This is a genomic window from Pseudarthrobacter sp. As-47, assembly GCF_058215595.1.
On record NZ_CM177088.1, the window covers coordinates 2,405,375 to 2,423,850 of the forward strand.

Annotated in this window: 17 protein-coding genes; 9 read left to right on the forward strand and 8 right to left on the reverse strand. The window is 66.9% G+C overall.

Annotation, left to right across the window (positions count from 1 at the left end; genetic code table 11):
- Complete coding sequence (locus AC4BCK_RS11130; protein ID WP_174182012.1) at positions 1-840, forward strand: LysM peptidoglycan-binding domain-containing protein; 840 nt, start codon at positions 1-3, stop codon at positions 838-840.
- Positions 841-979: 139 nt separating this feature from the next.
- Here AC4BCK_RS11130 and AC4BCK_RS11135 read toward each other — a convergent pair whose 3' ends face one another.
- Together AC4BCK_RS11135 and AC4BCK_RS11140 are read right to left on the reverse strand one after the other, a co-directional pair.
- Positions 980-2,455 carry a protein adenylyltransferase SelO gene (locus AC4BCK_RS11135; RefSeq protein WP_490565931.1) on the reverse strand — a complete coding sequence of 492 codons (1,476 nt, stop codon included), beginning with the start codon at positions 2,453-2,455 and terminating at the stop codon, positions 980-982.
- Positions 2,452-3,894, reverse strand: a complete 1,443-nt coding sequence (locus AC4BCK_RS11140) for an APC family permease (protein WP_174182017.1) — start codon at positions 3,892-3,894, stop codon at positions 2,452-2,454. Before AC4BCK_RS11140 ends, AC4BCK_RS11135 begins: the two co-directional genes overlap by 4 nt.
- A gap of 309 nt (positions 3,895-4,203) precedes the next feature.
- On the opposite strand from AC4BCK_RS11140, the gene AC4BCK_RS11145 reads away from it, so the two are divergent.
- On the forward strand, positions 4,204-5,400 hold the full coding sequence (locus AC4BCK_RS11145) for a globin domain-containing protein (protein ID WP_174182023.1): 1,197 nt from the start codon (positions 4,204-4,206) through the stop codon (positions 5,398-5,400).
- A gap of 25 nt (positions 5,401-5,425) precedes the next feature.
- Here the strand turns inward: AC4BCK_RS11145 and AC4BCK_RS11150 are convergent, their stop codons facing one another.
- The 3 genes from AC4BCK_RS11150 to AC4BCK_RS11160 form a co-directional block, all read right to left on the reverse strand.
- Entirely contained in the window at positions 5,426-6,781 is a 1,356-nt protein-coding gene (locus AC4BCK_RS11150) for a phenylacetate--CoA ligase family protein (RefSeq protein ID WP_490565932.1), read from the reverse strand.
- 32 nt (positions 6,782-6,813) lie between these two features.
- Positions 6,814-7,074: an SHOCT domain-containing protein gene (locus AC4BCK_RS11155; protein WP_174182027.1), complete on the reverse strand. Its 261-nt coding sequence runs from the start codon at positions 7,072-7,074 to the stop codon at positions 6,814-6,816.
- A gap of 117 nt (positions 7,075-7,191) precedes the next feature.
- Complete coding sequence (locus AC4BCK_RS11160) at positions 7,192-7,485, reverse strand: hypothetical protein (RefSeq protein WP_174182029.1); 294 nt, start codon at positions 7,483-7,485, stop codon at positions 7,192-7,194.
- A 178-nt stretch (positions 7,486-7,663) separates the two neighbouring features.
- Between AC4BCK_RS11160 and AC4BCK_RS11165 the strand changes: the two genes are divergently transcribed.
- The 5 genes from AC4BCK_RS11165 to AC4BCK_RS11185 all read left to right on the forward strand — a co-directional run bounded on the left by AC4BCK_RS11165 (position 7,664) and on the right by AC4BCK_RS11185 (position 14,717).
- Positions 7,664-8,530: a universal stress protein gene (locus AC4BCK_RS11165; RefSeq protein WP_490565933.1), complete on the forward strand. Its 867-nt coding sequence runs from the start codon at positions 7,664-7,666 to the stop codon at positions 8,528-8,530.
- Positions 8,531-8,595: 65 nt separating this feature from the next.
- The gene (locus tag AC4BCK_RS11170) at positions 8,596-10,296 is read left to right on the forward strand and encodes a DUF4389 domain-containing protein (protein ID WP_490565934.1); all 1,701 of its coding nucleotides are present in this window, start codon (positions 8,596-8,598) and stop codon (positions 10,294-10,296) included.
- A 97-nt stretch (positions 10,297-10,393) separates the two neighbouring features.
- Entirely contained in the window at positions 10,394-10,843 is a 450-nt protein-coding gene (locus AC4BCK_RS11175) for a universal stress protein (protein WP_490565935.1), read from the forward strand.
- Positions 10,844-10,893: 50 nt separating this feature from the next.
- Entirely contained in the window at positions 10,894-11,901 is a 1,008-nt protein-coding gene (locus AC4BCK_RS11180; protein WP_490565936.1) for a polysaccharide deacetylase family protein, read from the forward strand.
- Between the two features lie 17 nt (positions 11,902-11,918).
- Positions 11,919-14,717 (forward strand): cation-translocating P-type ATPase, encoded by a 2,799-nt coding sequence (locus AC4BCK_RS11185; RefSeq protein WP_400640587.1) that lies wholly within the window; start codon positions 11,919-11,921, stop codon positions 14,715-14,717.
- Positions 14,718-14,762: 45 nt separating this feature from the next.
- Here the strand turns inward: AC4BCK_RS11185 and AC4BCK_RS11190 are convergent, their stop codons facing one another.
- Positions 14,763-15,395 carry a hypothetical protein gene (locus AC4BCK_RS11190; protein ID WP_251425874.1) on the reverse strand — a complete coding sequence of 211 codons (633 nt, stop codon included), beginning with the start codon at positions 15,393-15,395 and terminating at the stop codon, positions 14,763-14,765.
- Between the two features lie 150 nt (positions 15,396-15,545).
- Here AC4BCK_RS11190 and AC4BCK_RS11195 point away from each other — a divergent pair, with 150 nt between their 5' ends.
- On the forward strand, positions 15,546-16,076 hold the full coding sequence (locus AC4BCK_RS11195; RefSeq protein ID WP_363957322.1) for a hemerythrin domain-containing protein: 531 nt from the start codon (positions 15,546-15,548) through the stop codon (positions 16,074-16,076).
- Positions 16,077-16,083: 7 nt separating this feature from the next.
- Here the strand turns inward: AC4BCK_RS11195 and AC4BCK_RS11200 are convergent, their stop codons facing one another.
- Positions 16,084-16,566, reverse strand: coding sequence for a universal stress protein (locus tag AC4BCK_RS11200; RefSeq protein ID WP_364407266.1), 483 nt, complete (start codon positions 16,564-16,566; stop codon positions 16,084-16,086).
- A gap of 188 nt (positions 16,567-16,754) precedes the next feature.
- Positions 16,755-17,652, reverse strand: a protein-coding gene (locus tag AC4BCK_RS11205; RefSeq protein WP_490565937.1) for an IS5 family transposase whose coding sequence is annotated in 2 segments (ribosomal slippage) — positions 16,755-17,300 and positions 17,302-17,652 — 897 coding nt in all. Because the reading frame shifts where the segments join, the coding sequence is not laid out codon by codon here.
- Positions 17,653-17,824: 172 nt separating this feature from the next.
- Between AC4BCK_RS11205 and AC4BCK_RS11210 the strand changes: the two genes are divergently transcribed.
- Positions 17,825-18,448: a response regulator gene (locus AC4BCK_RS11210; RefSeq protein ID WP_174180304.1), complete on the forward strand. Its 624-nt coding sequence runs from the start codon at positions 17,825-17,827 to the stop codon at positions 18,446-18,448.
- Positions 18,449-18,476 lie beyond the last annotated feature (28 nt).

An 18,476-nucleotide genomic window follows, 5' to 3' on the forward strand; every position in this document is an offset into this window, starting at 1 on the left:
GTGTCAAAAAATTCCACCACTGCCCGTCACCGCGCAACCCCGGCCCGCTCCATCGTGATCGAGGGACTGGCTGTTTCGGCCAAGTCCCTGGGCCGTCCGGCTCTCGCCGTAGCAGCAGCCTCCGGCATTGCCTTCGGCGTCGGCGCCCCGGCCCACGCCGGTGTGAACGGTCCGGACACCACCGAGACCGCTAGCGTCCAGGCGTCCGCCGCCCCCGCTGCGGCAGTTGCAGCCCCCGCCGCAGCGGCCGGCAACGTCCACACGGTTGTATCGGGCGACACCCTTGGTGCCATCGCGTCGATGCACGGTGTCAGCCTGAATGACGTCCTGTCAGCCAACGGGCTTTCAGTCTCCACGATCATCTACCCCGGTGACCAGATCCAGATTCCCGCGGCGGGCTCTGCTCCGGCCGCAGCCTACGTAGCACCGGCTGCAGCACCGGCACCGGCTCCTGTCCAGACCGCTGCCGCCGCCCCGGCGAACACCGGAATGAACATGTCCTACGCGTCAGCACCGGTTGCAGCCACGGGCAGCGGCGCCGGTGCAGCCATCCTGGCCAACGCCTACGGCCAGGTTGGCCAGATCCAGGACTGCACCGCCATGGTGGAGAAGGCCCTGCGCACCGTCGGCAAGTCCGTTGGTGACCTGGCCCCCGGCCAGTTCTACCAGTACGGCACCACCGTGGGCACCCCCGCCCCCGGTGACCTGGTGATCACCGCCGGCCACGTAGGCGTGTACGCCGGCGACGGCCAGGTTGTCAGCGGCGGCGTAAACGGCAACCAGACTGCTGTGCACTCCATCAGCTGGCTCAGCGGCGCTTCCTTCGTCCGGGTGGCATAGTCACCACGGCAACAGCAGCCGGCCCGTAAGGGCCAGGCCACTGCACACAAGGGCGGCAGCCGGGTTCTCCCGGCTGCCGCCCTTGTGTGCGTCCACGCTTTTTATTCCGGATCCGTCCGGAGGCCGGCGCCTTCCCGGGTCAGGTGCCGCAGAAGGTCCGGTAGGCGCCGAAGCCTTCCGGCGGGCCCTCGGTGTAGCGTTCCAGCCCCCGGCGTTCCTGGAACGGGGACCTCACCACGTCCAGGAAACGGTTGAACGGGGCCATGTCCCCCTCCGTTGCAGCCGCCAGCGCTTCCTCCACCAGGTGGTTCCGGGGAATGTACACCGGATTGACGCTGTCCATCAGCCCGGCGTCGGGCTTCAGGGCTGCCCAGCGCCCAGCCCAGGCATCAAACGCGGCGAGATCCAGGACCATGCCGCGCGCCGGCCTGTCATCGCCCCGGGCAGCCTGGCCCAGGCTCCGGAAGAACTGTGTGTAATCGACAGGGCCGTCCTTCAGCAGGGCGATTACCCCGTCCACCAGTTCCGATGCCTCGTCTCCCTCCTTGCTTCCGGCCGGTCCGCCTTTGATGCCAAGCTTTGCCTTCATGCCGTTGAACCAGGCGTCGCTGTAGTGGCTGCGGAACTTCCCCAGCGCCTCCACGGCGGGGGCGACTGCCTGTTCCTGGTCCTCATGGAAGAGCGGCAGCATGGCCTCCGCCAGCCGCGCAAGGTTCCACTCAGCCACCACCGGCTGGTTGGCGTAGGCGTAGCGGCCGCCGACGTCGATGGAGCTGTACACGGCACCGGGGTTGAAAGCGTCCATGAAGGCGCAGGGGCCGTAGTCGATGGTTTCGCCGGAAATGGTCATGTTGTCCGTGTTCATGACGCCGTGCACGAACCCCACCAGCATCCACCGGGCCACCAGCCCGGCCTGGGCGGCCACCACGGAGGCGAACAGTTCCAGGTAGGGATGTTCCGCCCGGGCTGCGGCCGGGTAGTGCCGGCTGATGGCATGGTCCGCCAGCCGGCGCAGGAGCTCCATGTTGTCCGTGGCCCGGGCATATTGGAAGCTGCCCACCCGGAGATGGCTGCTGGCCACCCGGGCCAGGACGGCGCCGGGCAGCATCGTGTCCCGGCGCACCGGGCGTCCTGTGGCCACAACGGCCAGGGCCCGGGTGGTGGGAATGTTCAAGGCGTGCATTGCCTCGCTGACGAGGTATTCCCGCAGCATGGGGCCGACGACGGCGCGGCCGTCGCCTGCCCGGGCGAAGGGCGTACGGCCGGAGCCTTTGAGATGTATGTCCCGGCGGCGCCCGGCAACGTCCACCAGTTCGCCGAGCAGGAGCGCCCGGCCGTCGCCGAGCAGCGGCGAGTAGCCGCCGAACTGGTGCCCGGCGTATGCCTGGGCAACCGGGGTGGCGCCGGCCGGGACGTGGTTCCCCAGGAGCAGCCGCACGCCTTCGGGGGTCTTGAGGTATTCGGGGGCAAGTCCCAGCTCGCCGGCGAGGGCATCGTTGAGGACCAGGAGCCCGGGTTCGGGCGCTTCCTCAGCCTGCCAGGGAACAGCGAGTTCCGGGAGTGAACTGGCGAATAGTCCCTCGAAGGTGACAGTTGATTCTGCTGCTGCAGTCATGAATCAACCCTATCGCCGTCGTTTGTCCTGCGGTTGATCAGCCAGGTGATAAGCCACAGGATGACCCCAATGGCCATCAGTCCGCCGGCGATCTGGTACTGGATGATGTTCCTGCCCACCCACGGCCCGGCCAGGAAAGCGCAGAGCATGGCGGCCACCAGCGGGAGCGGGCCGGGTGAAGTGAAGAAGACCTTGCGGTGGGGATCCCGCTTGCGGCGCAGCACCAGGCAGGCCACGTTGACCGCAGTGAACACGCACAGCAGCAGGAAGGCTGTGGTGCCGGACAGGTTGGCCACAATGTTGCTTTCGGGATCACTGGTGACGTACAGGATGAGGCCCAGTGCCAGGACAGTGGAGAAGGCAATTCCGGCCCACGGGGTGCGCCGGACCGGAAGGACTTTCCCCAAGGCACCGGGCAGGACGTGCTGGCGGGCCATGCCGTAAATCAGCCGGCTGGCCATCAGCATGTTGATGAGGGCCGTGTTGGCGACCGCGAAGACTGCCAGGAAGGGGAAGACCCTGTCGATGGGGAAGTCCGGTGAGCCCTTGTGGACCACTTCAAGCAGGGCAGCGCCCTCAGCTTCCCGGATGCCCTCGAGTTCGGTGGGCGAGAGGACGCTCACCACGGACACCGCCACCAGCATGTACAGCAGTACTGCGATGCCCAGGCCGGTGAGCATGGTGCGGGGAAAGATCTTCTCGGGATTCCGGGTCTCTTCCACCATGTTGACCGAGTCCTCGAAGCCCACCATGGCAAAAAACGCGATGGAGGTGGCTGCGGTGACGGCCAGGAAGAGCCCCTTGTCCTGGGAGTCGTTGAAGACAAAGATCTCGCCCGGGTTTCCGGTCCCTTGGGCCATGACAAAGAACCCGACGCCGATCACAATGCACAGTGCGGCCATCTCCACCACCGTGAGCACCACATTGAACTTGACGCTCTCCCCCACCCCACGCAGGTTGATGGCGGCCAGGAGGAGCATGAATCCAAGGGCAACCGCGGTGATCACGCCCTGGCCGGGTTTGCCCATCCAGCCGTTAATCTCAAGGCCGCCAAAGAAGTTCTGCGCCAGGACGTTCGCAGAGGTGGACGCGCTGGTGATTCCGGAGCAGACCACCGCAAAGGCCACCAGGAAGGTGACGAAGTGTATGCCGAACGCTTTATGCGTGTACAGCGCAGCCCCCGCCGCCTGGGGATACTGCGTCACCAGTTCAAGGTACGAGAAGGCGGTCAGCGTGGCCACCACGAAGGCCAGCAGGAACGGCAGCCAGACGATTCCCCCCACGGTGCCGGCCATGGTCCCGGTCACCGCATAGACGCCGGCGCCGAGGATGTCCCCCACGATGAACAGCAGGAGGAGCTTGGGTCCAAGCACTCTCTTGAGGGTGGGCTCCTTGCCGTGCGCCGTAACGTCTGACACTTCTTCTGAAGCTGCACTCATGAGTGACCTCCATGGCTGGCTTGGCTGGATGAGGGGTTCGGCATCGATGCGGTAAGCGGCCCGTGCTGCAGCACGGCGCCTTGGGACCAGCGCCGCCGCTGGGGAAAGCCGATGCGCTGCAGGTCCTCTGCCGCGATCACCGCAGCAGTACCCGCACGGGCGCGCGCTTGAGGTTGAGTCTGCAACGTGGCCCGGGTGGCTCGGGAACAGGGGCGGTGGTCCCTACCGGCGGGCTGGTGCGGCTGCTAAATTTGCACGCCTTGGGCCACCCCCCGCGCCAGGAAACCCGTTATCCGGAAGGTAACCATCATGCTTTCAGACACCTCCCTCCCCGTGATCAGGGCAACGCTGCCTGTGGTCGGCGAAAATATCCAGGAGATCGCCAAACGGTTCTACCAGCACATGTTCGAGGCACGGCCGGAGTTGCTGGACGGCCTGTTCAACCGGGGAAACCAGGCTGACGGCCGGCAGCAACAGGCGCTGGCCGGATCCATCGCAGCGTTCGCCCGGTACCTCGTGGAGAAACCGGACCAGTTGCCTGACCACCTGCTGTCCAGGGTTGCCCACAAACATGTCTCGCTGGGCCTGAGCCCTGACCAGTACCAGATTGTCCACGAGCACCTGTTCTGGGCCATCGTTGATGTGCTCGGCGAGGCCGTAACGCCGGACGTGGCTGCTGCGTGGGACGAGGTCTACTGGCTGATGGGCAACATGTTGATCAACCAGGAGCGGGGGCTGTACAACGCTGTGCACTTGTCACCGGAGACCATCTGGCGCACCTGGCGGGTGGCTGAGCGCATCCAGGAGACGGACGACGTCGTCACTTTCGTTGTGGAGCGCGTCGACGAGAGGGAGGTGAAGCCTTCCCTGCCGGGACAGTATGTGACCATCAAGATGCGCATGAAGGACGGCGTCCACCAGCCGCGGCAGTACAGCCTTACCCGCGCGGACGACGGCAGGCACCGCCACTTCGCCGTCAAGCGGGTGCACGGGCAGGGAACTCCCGACGGTGAAATGTCCAATCTGCTGCACGACGACGTCAAAGTCGGGGACGAAGTGGTGCTCTCAGCCCCGTTCGGGGATGTAGTACTGGAGTACACGGACCGGCCGGTGGTCATGGCCAGTGCCGGGATCGGGGTGACGCCGATGGCGGGCATGCTCTCGCATCTGGTGAAGGCCGGCAGCCAGCGCCAGGTCATGCTCCTGCATGCCGACGACAGCCCGGAATCTTTTCCCCTGCGCCGGCAGGTCGCCCGGGACCTTGAGTTGCTGTCCGACGGCACCATGCACACCTGGTTCCTCAACCAGGACGCCGACGCCTCCGGCTTTACCGGATTCATGGACGTGAACGACGTCGAACTCCCGCTCGACGCCGAGTACTACCTGTGCGGCCCGCTGCCCTTCCTCCAGTCCGTGCGGAGCAGCCTCATCTCCAAGGGCATTCCGCCGAAGGACATCCAGTACGAAGTGTTCGGTCCGGACCTCTGGCAGGCCGACTTCCAGTAGGGGAAACCAACTTGGGCGGACAGGCTTAGCGGCTAAGCCGGCGGACAAAGGGCGCCTTGCCCAGCGGTGTCCGTTCAAGGTGGTCCACCATCCCCACGTCAACGGGTGTCCCGATGACCCCCGCGGCGTGGAGCGCGCCGGCGACCGCAGCCTGGACCCCCTGGGCGGTGTTTCCTGCGGCAAGGCCCAGAAGCAGAACGCGCAGCCCCGCCGGCTCCTGCACCACCTGCCATCCGCCGGCAGCTGCCTGGTCGAGAACGTGGTGGAAGACGATGGGGTGGACCCTGACCGGACCCGCCGTACCGGGCAGTTCCAGGACATCCTCGATCCGACCTTCGATGTCCTCCAGCAGGGTGAAGGAGCGTCCACACGGACAGCCCCGGCCGCCCAGCCTTACGTTGTCCGACATTTCGTACCGGATGAGGGGAAGGGTCCGTGAGAACAGGACTGTGACCAGCACCTTGGCCCCCGTTTCTCCCGGCGGTGCCGGGTTCCCGCCCTGGTCTACGGGTTCGACGATCAGCAGGTCCTCGTAGAGGTGGCTGTTGCGGTAGACACACGGGGAGGCGATGCCGGCCGTTTCGGTGGCAGCGTAAACATCCACCGGCGCACTCCCCCAGGCCTTCTCCAGTTCTTCGGCGGCGACGGGCGTAAGCACCTCGGCGGCTGACATCACTGCCTGTGGCAAGATCCTCAGGCGGCCGGCCAACTGTTCCACCGCCAGAGGGCCCAGGGCTGAGGGATAACCAACAAGTACCCTGGGCTGGAACCCGTTCAGCGCGGCCACCGTCTCACCGATCGGGGCTGCCACATCCAGGCGGAGCGTCGGGACCAGCCCGGAGCGCAGTGACGCTCCAAGGACGGCGGACTGGTGCGTGGGGACGCGGGACGTAACCAGCGCCAGTTTCAGTGGACGGCCCGGCCCGGCCTTGATTCCTGCCCAGTCGTTCGCCCTGGCGTAGGAAGCCACCACGGTTGCCCACTCGGAACGGTTCCAGATGAAGGTGCCGCGCGGCCCCGCGGTTCCAGCCGTCGCTGCGGTCCACCAGCACCCCCTCCATGGCACGCCGGGGTCTCCGTCCTCCGCGGCCAGCGACCTGAGGTGCTGCTCCACATCTGCAATCTTTAGGCCCGGCGCAGTCACGGCCTCATCGAAGTGGCGCATGAGGTCTGCCTTGGTCACTGGAGGCAACTGGCCGAAGGGCGCCTCTTGGAGGCCGGCATGATGGCGCCGGTAGAATGCTGAACCCGCATAGGCTGCGCGGCGCAGTTCCTGCAGTGCGTGTTCCTGATGTGCGGCGATTTTCATGGCGTCCCACTGGTCCCGTCTCCGCCAGGCAGCGCGGAGGGACAACACCCGGGACACAATCCGAAGGTCCATATCCCACCTGCGAAGAGCTGGCAGCCGGATGCCTAGGCTCCGCGGGCGCGGCGGAGCGCCGCCAGCCGCGAAGTGTATTCCGTCTCGTCTATGTCGCCGCGGGCGAAGCGTTCGGCAAGCAGGTCCTCCGCCGCGCTTTGACCGGGACCGGCGCTTCCGCGCCCGCGGTTACCCGGGGACATGGAGCGGGCAAAAAGGACGATGGCAGCGATGACCGCACCCCAGAACAGGATGAAGCTCACCACCATCAGGACGAAACCCCAGGCGCCCATGTTCCCGTCCCAGTACATCATCGCTGCTCCTCCGCCCTGTTGCCGGCACTTGCTCGACTATCCCGGCAGGGGGCCGTCGGGGGCCAGAGTCTTCTGTCCCCTGGCTTCACCTGCCCGGCTTACGTGCTTTCCGGCTTCTCAACGCTCCAGATCGTCCGGTTCGAATTCACTGAGCGGCGACCCGCCGTAGGTTTCCTCAGCATCGCTGGCAGCGGCCTCGCCAAACTCGGCGTCGGCAACGGGCTCATCCTGGATCAGCGGATCCTCCTGCCAGCGGTCCGGATTATTCTCGGCCGCGCCCGGGTAGCTGTCCGGCTCGCCATGCACGGGGTCAAGTTCAAGGGAGGCAGCCGCGCCGGGCGTCTCATCAAGGAGCACGTCGTCATCCTGGACAATTTCAAGACCCTCGTCGGGAAGGTTCTGTTCCGTCATGGTGATGCCTTTCTCGTGAACCGCTGGAGTAACGATAGTAAGCATACTGACCACATGGTGGCGCTGTTGACAACGCATCAACGCCGGGATTTTGCCGTGACCTTTGGCCCTATGTCTGCCGTGGGCGCGGGGCCAGTCTTGAAAGTGACCACGCCCGCGCGAACCAGGAGATCCGGCCATGACAACTCGTAAACCAATCGCGGCTGCCACCAACGACTCACCGCAGAGCCAGGCGGCGGTGCTGTGGGCTGCACGCCGGGCGGAGCGGGCCGGTTTGCCCCTGGTGATCCTTCATGTTGTGGACGACAGGTGGGTGGCGGAGCCGTACCCATGGATCGGCGTCATGGAAGAGGCCGGGGACCGGCTCCTGCAGACGGCGGCCGGACGCGTCCGGGACGCGTTCCCCATCAGCATTACCACCCGGCTCCTCACCGGGAGCATAGGGCGTTCGCTAGCGAAGTACTCAGCCAAGGCGTCCATGCTGGTCATCGGCTCGGGCACCGGCCACCTGGGCGGTTCGCTGGCCGACCGGGCCCTTCAGGTCGCAGCCTCTTCGAAGGTTCCGGTGGCCGTGGTGGGAACGCAGGACCTGGAGGGCCGCTCCGGCGTGGTGGTGGGTGTTGACGGTTCAAAGGAAGCCACCCAGGCCGTGGCTTTCGCCGCAGCAGAGGCAGACCGGGAAGGTGACGAACTGACCGTGGTGTATGCCATCATCGCCCCGGACCGGGTGGTGGATGCCGGCCTGACATCCACGAGCCTCGCCGAGTTGATCGCCGAAGAGGAGCGCCTTGTTTTGGCCGAGACGGTGGCCGGGCTCAAGGTGGACTATCCAGGCCTGCAGGTACGCCAGGTGCTGGAAACCGAGCGGGGTCCAGTTGAAGCCCTGGTGGATGCCGCCCTGAACGCCAGGATGCTTGTGGTGGGCAACCGCGGCAGGGGCGCGATCCAGCGGCTCCTGCTGGGCTCCACGGCCCATGGCGTTCTGCGGCACCTGCCGTGCCCCACCGTCATTACCAGGATCCAGGCCAGCAAGAACAAGAACTAGGCCGGACCGGCCCCCGCTTCTCCTGCTCATTTTCTGTCCCTCCTCCTATGTTCCGGGTTGGCACCATGAAGAAGACTGCTTCAGTAATAATGCTCATCCTTGGGATCCTCATCTCGATGGTTGGCCTCGCCACTCTGGCCGGAGGCGCGGTGGCATCGGTAGTGGGATCCGCACAGGGAGACGGATACCTCACGTCAGGCACCGCCCGCCTGGCCGTCGGGTCCCACGCCCTGACCTCGCCCCGGCTTGATGCGGTGGGCGAGGGTATCCCGCCCCGCCTGCCTTTCGACGTCGGGACGCTGAGGCTGCGGGCCACGTCCGCGGACCCGGGCAAGGAGATCTTCATTGGGGTTGCCCCGCAGGACGACGTTGAGCGGTACCTTTCGGGCGTGCACCATTCGGAACTGCTTGAAGTGGACAGCCGGCCCTTCCGGGCCGAATACCGTGACATTCCAGGCACCGGCACGCCCGCACCGCCTGCTGAGCAGGCGTTCTGGAGCACGTCCGCCTCAGGCCCTGGTGAACAGGAACTGACCTGGGACCTGGCGGCCGGCAGCTGGGCAATAGTCATCATGAACGCCGATGGCAGCCTTGGGGTGGACGCCGAGGTGCAGGCGGGCTTCCGCTCCGATCTGATCATGCCGGCGGCCACGGGGCTGCTGGTGGGAGGGGCCGTTGCACTGGCCATCGGAATCCCCCTGCTGGTCCTGGGCGCCGTAGGGCTCGGCCGGCACGCGCGGCAGTATCCCCGCGGACCTGCCGCACCGCCGCCCGGGTACGGACCGCCAACAGGTTACGGGCCGGGATATGGCACACAGCCGGGCTACGCAGCTGGGTATGGCCCACCGCCTGGCAACGCGGCCGGGTCTGCCCCAATGCCCGGACAGGAACCGCCGCCCGGGTATGCAGGAGGAGGGATCGGGGCATCAGCCCCCGGCACCCAGGGAGCGCCGGGCGTGCCGGGAGCCGCGGTCCAAGGAGTTCGGCCGCTGCCCCTCCCCGGCGCCGCAGACCGGGTAGACCGCGCCCCTTATCCCGCCCGGCTCTTCGGTGACCTTGACCCCGCGCTGTCCCGGGCGATGTGGCTGGTCAAGTGGTTCTTGGCGATCCCGCACTTCATCGTGCTGGTCTTCCTGTGGTTTGCGTTCCTCGTGACCACGATTGTGGCAGGCTTCGCCATCCTGTTCACCGGCCGCTACCCCCGGCCGCTGTTCGACTTCAACGTGGGAGTTCTGCGGTGGAACTGGCGGGTGGCGTTTTACGCCTACGCCGCCGCGGGCACCGACCGCTACCCACCCTTCACCCTGGCACGCACGGACTATCCGGCGGACTTCGACGTGGACTACCCGGAGCGGCTCTCCCGCGGACTGGTCCTGGTGAAGTGGTGGCTCCTGTCCCTCCCGCATCTGCTGATCATCGCAGCACTGTCCGGCGCCACATGGACATGGGAGGCGGAAACCACTGATCTGGGGACCACCTACGAGCGCGCAACAGGCCCGTCCCTGCTGGGCCTGCTCGTCCTGGTCGCCGTGGTTGCCTTGCTGTTCACCGGACGGTACCAGCGGCCGCTGTTCGATTTCATCCTCGGCATCAACCGCTGGATCTACCGCGTCCTGGCCTACACCGCCCTGATGCGCGATGAATACCCGCCGTTCCGGCTTGACCAGGGGCCCGCCGACGTCCCGCCCGCGGTGGTGGGACCAGGTCACCAGGAACCGCCACGCCAGGAACCACCTCTGCAGGAGCCACCAGCGACTCTCCCTTAACCTGCCGGGAACCCCCGCAGTGACTTTCGGCCCTACCTCCCGTCGTCCCGCCGGGACATCATTACGATGGACCGCACGGGTCACCTGAGGAGCTGAGATGAGTACTGCTGGAGCACCATTTGCCCGGATCCTTGTGGGCGTCGACGGCTCGGAACCGTCCATCGAAGCCTTGCGGCAGGCCCAGCGCCTGGCAACTCCGCTGGGCGCGAAGGTCCTGGCCAACGCCTACTGGGATTACCCGCAGGTCTATGCGGGCTACGTGATGATGGGCATTGAAGGCTTCGAGGAGCGCGCCGGGGAGATCCTCGACCAGGCGGTCAAAACAGCGTTCGGTGACGAAACGCCGTCGAACGTTGTTCCCAGCCTGGTCCGCGGCCATCCGCGCGAATCGCTGATCGAAGCCAGCCGCGACGCGGACATGGTGGTGGTGGGAAGGCGCGGACACGGCGGTTTCGGCGGGCTGCTGCTGGGCTCGGTCAGCTCAGCCCTGGTGGCCCACGCCCACTGCCCGGTGCTGGTGGTCCACACCCCGGATAAACAGTCCTAGGACATTCCGGAGGAGGTCCACGTGGCCGGGACTACGGCAGGCGCAGGCCGTTGACGGAGCCGCTGCGAGGTGACGCACGACGGCGGATGGCGGCAGCCGCCGTCGTGCTTGCCCTGATTGTCCTCGCCATCGTTCTTGCCGTCCTTCTGAGGGAACCGGCGGAAAGTCCTCCGCAGCCGGCGGCGCCCTCCACTTCCCCGGGCGCGTCCACCAGCCCCGGCCCGGCTGCTTCCGGCGCCTCTCCCTCAACAGCCCAGCCCTCTCCATCCCAGCCCGTGGAGCCATCGACGGAAACGCCGGAGGCAGGGCAGGATCCTGTCCAGCCACCCGCCACTGTGCCGCCCGTCCCGGTCCCACCGTCCGCGCCGGACGCCGGACCCGGCCCTGCGCCGGATCCAGGGCCGCCGGCGGCGCCGTTCCCTTCCGCGCTCCTGGGGCAGGACCTCACGGCCATCCCGAACGCGGGCCGCGTGGTGGCGCTGACTTTTGATGCCGGTGCCAACGCTGCGGGACTGCCGAAAATCCTGTCCACCCTGTCAGCCAAAGGGGTCACGGGCACGTTCTTCCTCACCGGCAACTGGGTGGAGGCCAACCCCGGCGGGGTGGGCCAGATTGTCTCCACGGGGCACCGCGTGGCCAACCACTCCATGACCCATCCGGGTTTCACCGGGCTGGACGGCACGCAGATAGCGCGGCAGGTCCGGGGAGCGGAGCAAACCATCCTGGCGGCCGGAGGCGATCCGCGCCCGCTGTTCCGCTTCCCTTTCGGTGAACGGGATGCCCGCACCATTGCCGCTGTCAACAGCCTCGGCTACGTTGCGGTCCGGTGGACCGTGGACACCCTGGGGTGGAAGGGAACCAGTGGCGGCGTGACCGCGCAGGCGGTCGCGGACCGCACGCTGGCCGCCCTGCAGCCGGGCGAAATCGTCCTCATGCACATCGGTTCGAATCCCGACGACGGTTCCACGCTTGACGCCGACGCGCTGCCGGACATCATCGACCGGATCAGCGGCGCAGGGTACGGCTTCTCGACCCTTGACGCGCTGCTGGCCCCCTAGGAGAGAAAGGGCCAGTCATGGAAAGGACCAGGCAGGCGGGATCCACCGGCAGGCGTCCGGCTGCGGCAGCCGGCGGAACGGCTGACCCCGCACACCACGGGCTCCCCCTCCATGAGGTGGTCCTGCTGCTCGGGACGGACCACGTGCAGGGCCTCGCGTCCGAGGAGGTGGCCCGCCGCCAGGTCCAGTTCGGCGCCAACGTCCTTCCGCGCTCACGCGGCGGGGGGATCTTCCGGAAACTTGCGCGGCAGTTCAACAATCCGCTGGTGTACGTGCTGCTGGCAGCGGCGGCCGTCACGTTGTTCCTTGGTGAGTACCTGGATTCGGGCGTCATCCTGGCCGTCGTCCTGGTGAACACGGTGATTGGCTTTGTCCAGGAAGTACGGGCAGAGGCTGCCCTGGATGCACTCCACTCCCTGGTCCGCACGCGTGCGGTGGTGGTCAGGGACGGGCAAAGGCAGGAGGTTCCCTCGGAGGACCTGGTCCCCGGCGACCTGGTCCTGCTCGACGCCGGCGACAAGGTACCGGCCGACCTGCGGCTGGTCCGGCTGTCCGGCCTGCGTGCGGACGAATCCGCGCTGACAGGCGAATCCGACGCAGTGGCAAAGGACGAGGTGGTCCTTCCCCTGACCACACCGGTGGCGGACCGCCGGAACATGGTCTACAGCGGCACCCTGGTGACGGCCGGCACGGGCGCCGGGGTCGTCGTCGCCATCGGCGGCGAGACGGAGCTCGGTGAGATCCATCGGCTGATGGGCGCGGTCCAGCCGGTGGCCACCCCCCTGACCCAAAAGCTGGCACGCTTCAGCATGACGCTCACCGTGGCCATCCTTGCCTTGGCCGCCGTGGCCTTCCTTGCAGGCGTGGCACGCGGCCAGGAGCCCGACCAAATGTTTACTGCCGCCGTCGCGCTGGCGGTGGGGGCAATCCCGGAAGGCCTTCCCGCGGCGGTCACGGTAACGCTCGCCATCGGCGTCCGCCGGATGGCCAGGCGCCGGGCGGTGGTGCGCCGGCTGCCGGTTGTTGAGACGCTGGGCAGCACCACCGTGATCTGTTCTGACAAGACCGGCACGTTCACCGAAAACCAGATGACGGTGCGGGCCATCTGGACTCCGGCCGGCACGTACGACGTGACTGGCTCCGGGTACGGCCCGGAGGGGCGCATCCTTCCCGCAGGTGCAGGTGTCCGCTGCGCCGCGGAAGAGGCTGGTGGGGCGGCGGCGACGGCGACGGCGGACGTTGCGTTGCACTGGTCCCTGCTGGCGGGCGGCGCCTGCAATGACGCGAAAGTGATCAGGGAAGGGGACGCCTGGCAGGTCCAGGGGGATCCCACGGAGGCCGCGATGCTGGTGGCCGCCGGCAAGGGCGGCGTGGACGCCGCGCACTTCCTCGCCGCCACCCCGCGCCGCGGCGCACTGCCGTTCACGTCGGAGCGCCAATACATGGCCACCCTCCACTCCCCCCGGCTTCCGGACGGCAGCGCCACCGGGCAGGACACCGTGTTGGTGAAGGGCGCCGTGGAAAGGGTACTGGAGCTGTGCTCCAGGCAGATGGACAGCCACGGCGTCGAAGGGCACCTCACTACGCAGGCTGTCCTGGAGGTTGCCCACCGGTTTGCCGGCACAGGCCTGCGGGTCCTGGCGACTGCCGTTATGCACCTGCCTGCCGGCACCGCCCTCTCCGACGCAAACCTGCACGGGCACATGACGCTGACAGGACTCCAGGCGATGTTCGATCCGCCGCGGGAGGCGGCCGCGGCGGCAGTCCGTGCCTGCCACCAGGCCGGAGTGGCCGTCAAGATGATCACCGGGGACCACGTGGGAACTGCCGCCACCATCGCCGGGGCCGTAGGCATCACCGCGGACCGGGCGGACGGGACAGCCCTGACCGGAACCGAGCTGGACGCGATTCCAGAAGACCAGCTGCCGGATGCGGTGGAGCGCGCAACCGTCTTCGCGCGGGTGTCGCCCGAGCAGAAGCTCCGCCTCATCGGTGCCCTGCAGTCCCGGGGGCACGTGGCCGCCATGACCGGGGACGGCGTCAACGATGCGCCGGCACTCCGCCAGGCCAACGTTGGCATCGCCATGGGACGGTCGGGGACGGAAGTGGCGAAGGAGGCCTCGGACATCGTCCTAACGGACGACGACTTCGCCACGATTGAAGCAGCTGTCGAGGAAGGCAGGAACGTCTTTGACAACCTGACCAAATTCATCGTCTGGACGCTGCCCACCAACATGGGGGAAGGCCTGGTGATCCTCGTGGCAATCCTGGCCGGAGCAACGCTGCCGGTCCTGCCCACCCAGATCCTCTGGATCAACATGACCACCGCTGTGTGCCTGGGCCTGATGCTGGCCTTCGAACCGAAGGAGCCGGGCCTCATGTCCCGCCCACCCCGGGCGCCCGGCAGGCCACTCCTGACCTGGACCCTCACGCTCCGTATCCTGCTGGTCTCCACGCTGCTCGTGGCAGGCACCTGGTGGATATTCGAACTCGAACTGGCCGGTGGTGCGTCCCTTGCCGAAGCCCGGACTGCCGCCGTGAACGTCTTTGTGGCGGTGGAACTGTTCTACCTCTTCAGCTGCCGTTCCCTCACGAGGTCTGTCTGGCGGATCGGCTTCTTCAGCAACCGCTGGGTGATCCTGGGCGTCCTGGTCCAGGCGGCCGGCCAGCTGGCCATCACCTACTCACCGGTGATGAACGGACTCTTCCACACGGCCCCCATCAGCGTGGACACGTGGCTGCGGATCCTGGGCATCGCCGTGCTGGCTTCACTCGTTGTCGCCGTGGACAAGCGCTTCCGGCGCCACACGTTCTAGGCAGGTCCAGCATTCCAGCATCTTTGCCGCACCGGGGCAGCGTCCTCATGGCGTTGGCAGGAGCCGGACCATCACCAGGCCGGTCACTGCGGCCATGGCCAGTGCCATCAGGACGGCCGCCCCCATCCCGATGGCGGCTGTGAGCCACAGGTCCTGGCCAGGCTGCCAGAGCGGGGTTGCAACTGCCATAAAGACTCCCAGTCCCAGGGCCCAGGCGGCGGCACTTCCGGCGATCCACCGCCAGGCCAGCGGGACGTGGCGGCGCAGTTCGAACCATTGGGCGCAGCCAATCGACACCAGGAGCACCACCGCGGCCCCGGTTCCCGTAATGAATTGGGCTGCTGCCGGCCATCCCTGCCAGGACCCGTTGCCGAAAAAGGTGAGGCCCACAGTCCAGGCAACAACGGCCCCGGCAGCCGTGAGCAACACCCAGCGCCGGGCGGAAACGGCGGGGAGCCTGGTCCTGAGAACCCGCACCTGGAACCACCCCAGGACGGCACCCTCAACAAAGCCTGCAAGCACCAGCAGCGGCACTGCCGCCGTGGGCCATACGGCAGCCCAGACGAACTGGGCGGTGGCAGGGGCAAGGAATCCCAGGGCCTCGCCACAGCCCACCCACCCCACCCAACGGGGTAGGAACGTGTTTCCGTGCGTCGCAACGGATCCCTCGGCAGCCACCCTCCCAGAGTAGGGGACCAATGGCTCTGCCACCCGCCCGGTCCCCGTGCCCATACTTAACGCCACCAACGGGCGGACGCTGCCGGCCCCCGCGTGCGCAGGCCTGCTGCGTGCGCCGGCCTGCGAAACCGCTGGGAAGGATAAGGGACCATGAATCACACCAAGGACGCTGCCGCCGAGGCAGAGGCACTCCAGGCGGTTGAGAGACATCATGCGCACATGCTCAAACACCTCAACGGCCTGGTGGCCCTCCTGGTGGAAGCCGTGGAGGCACGTGATGCTGCGGCCGAAGGTGCAGCGCAGGCCACGCTCCTGGACTGGTGCGACACCCACCTGATTCCCCATGCCCTGGCCGAAGAGGGCCCTTTGTATGGCGGACCGCATGCCACGCCCGAGGGAAGGCTCCTGGTGGAGGGAATGCTGGCCGAGCACCGAGTGATAGTCGATCTCGTGGAGGAACTGCGCACCTCCAGCGGACTTGCCGCCGCCGTGGCCGGCTCTGCCATCCAACGGTTGTTTGCCCTGCACCTGGACAAGGAAAACCGCCTCCTGATGCCCTTCATTGTCCAGTCCCCGGACATGTCCCTTGCTGAATCAGTGCAGGGGCTGCACGAATTGACCGGAGAAGCCGCGGGCCAGCACGGCGGAGCGCACGACGACGGCACGCACCATAGCCGATGACCCGGACTTACTGCCCGTCATCGCTTTTCCGTGCGTGGCTTCCTTTTTGTCGGTGTGCGGCTTCCTCCGGGGCGTGGACCACCAGGACCGGGCAGTGGGCGTGGCTGACGCACGCCGAACTCACCGAACCCAGCACCAGGCTGCCGTGACCGCGCCGTCCCACGATGAGGAGGGAGGCGTTCCGGCTCCCCTCAATCAACTGCTCGCTGGCTTTTCCCCGCACAACCCGTGGATGGACAAATGCGGGCAGTTCGGGGCCGAAAGCGTCCGCAAGGGCCTGCTCCAGTGACTGCCTGGCGGCGTATTCGAAGCCCTCGATGCCCACCACGAGGTACAGCCCATAGCCGGGAGGCACATCCCAGCAGGCCCAGACTTCCACCGTTGCCCCGAGTGGCCCCGCCAATGACCCGGCTGCATGAAGGGCCGCTATCGAGGCGTCGGAACCGTCCACGCCTACGACAATCCTGGGGTGCCGCTCGGGGGCGTCCATGAGGCTCCGATCTCTTGGGTCTGCTCCCAGACTGTACAGGGTCCGGGCAGCGGGATAGGGCCGAAAGTCACCGGCCGGCCGGTGGCGCCGGGCCGTCGGGGGCAGCGGCCGGTGAAGGGGGCGGTTGTATGATCAGGACTCCAGACTTTGGTCCCTTCCGGCGGGTCCGCGCGGAAGGAAGGATGGGACTAGGGCGTGTCTCCTAAAGCTGTCAGCCAGATGCTGATGGCCCGGAGGACTGCTCCGCCGCGGTAGGTGAGGGCAAGTTTGTCGTATCGGGTTGCCAGGGCGCGCCACTGCTTGAAGGTGTTGAAGTTTCGTTCGACGACGTTGCGGCCCTTGTAGTCCTCTTTGTCGAAGGCTGGAGGGCGGCCGCCGGTGGATCCTCGTCGTTTTCGATGGCCGATCTGATCGGATGGTTGCGGGATGACAGCGACAATGCCGCGGTCGCGAAGATGGGTCCTGATTGCTCTGGAGGAGTATGCCTTGTCACCGCGTACACGGTCCGGGCGGGTGCGCGGCCTGCCCGGACCTGCGCGGTTGATCTTCAGTTGGTCCATCAGGTGGGTGAACATGGGTGCATCCCCGCCCTGGCCGGGGGCAACGAGCAGCACCAGCGGCCTGCCTTTACCGTCGACCAAGGCGTGAATCTTGGTACTTAATCCACCGCGGGAGCGCCCGATGGCGTGATCTTCGGGCTCAGCAAACAGATTCATGTAATTCGAGCAGGCCCCCTGTGGTGCGGGGAAGGTTGGTCCCGTGCTGGTGGGCACGGTTCACCGTCGAGTCGACCGAGACCGACCAATCCACTTCACCGCGGGCATCCGCAGTCGTCAGCAGCGCTGCCAGGATGGTGTCCCAGGTGCCGTCACCGCTGTAGCGGCGGTGCCGCTTCCAGATGGTCTGCCAGGGACCAAACTCCGCAGGCACGTCACGCCAGGCGATCCCGCACCGATATCGGTAAATGATGCCTTCGACCACCCGGCGGTCGTCCCGGAAAGGACGACCCCGGCGGCCAGCGGAGGACGGCAGCAACGGCTGAATTTGGGACCACTGCCCGTCAGTCAAAACAGAAGTACGAGACACCCATCAAGCATCTCGGATAAAGAGCCTGAGATTTAGGAGACACGCCCTAGGCCCCTGGCACGGGCTGCCGGCACAGAAGTGCGGGCATAGTCCTTAAGACAATTGGGAGCATAGGGTGCAAAGGCATGAGTCAGGCCCGGACGGGGCTGCAAATCCCCAGGAGCCGCTTCGCGTGTTCATTCTCGATGACCATGAGCTTGTCCGGCAGGGCCTGAAGGACTTGCTGGAGGGCGAGGGGTTCGAGGTGGTCGGGGAAAGCGGGTCCGCGGCGGAGGCGACGCGACGCATTCCGGCGCTGCAGCCGGACATCGCGATCCTGGACGGACGGCTCCCGGACGGCACCGGCATCGAGGTCTGCCGGGACGTGCGCTCGCTGGACCCGCGCCTGCACTGCCTGATCCTGACGAGCTACGACGACGAGCAGGCCATCCGCGGCGCCGTCCTGGCAGGAGCATCCGGGTACATCCTCAAGCAGATCAGGAGCGACGACCTCCTCGCCGGGATCAGGAAGGCTGCCGCCGGCGAGTCCCTTTTTGAGCCCGGAGTCAGGGAGCGGATCATCGCCGGGCTTTCCAAGACCCAGACAGACCCCCGGCTGGAAGCGCTCAGCGCCCAGGAACAAAAGGTCCTGGCCCTGATCGGCCAGGGCATGACGAACCGCCAGATCGGCGAGGAGCTCTTCCTGGCCGAGAAGACAGTGAAGAACTACGTCTCATCCATCCTGGCGAAGCTGGGATTCGAGCGGAGGACACAGGCCGCCGTGTACGTCACGCGGAACACCCAGGACGGGCAGTAGCCGGTCCCCTGGACCCGCAGCTGCCGGT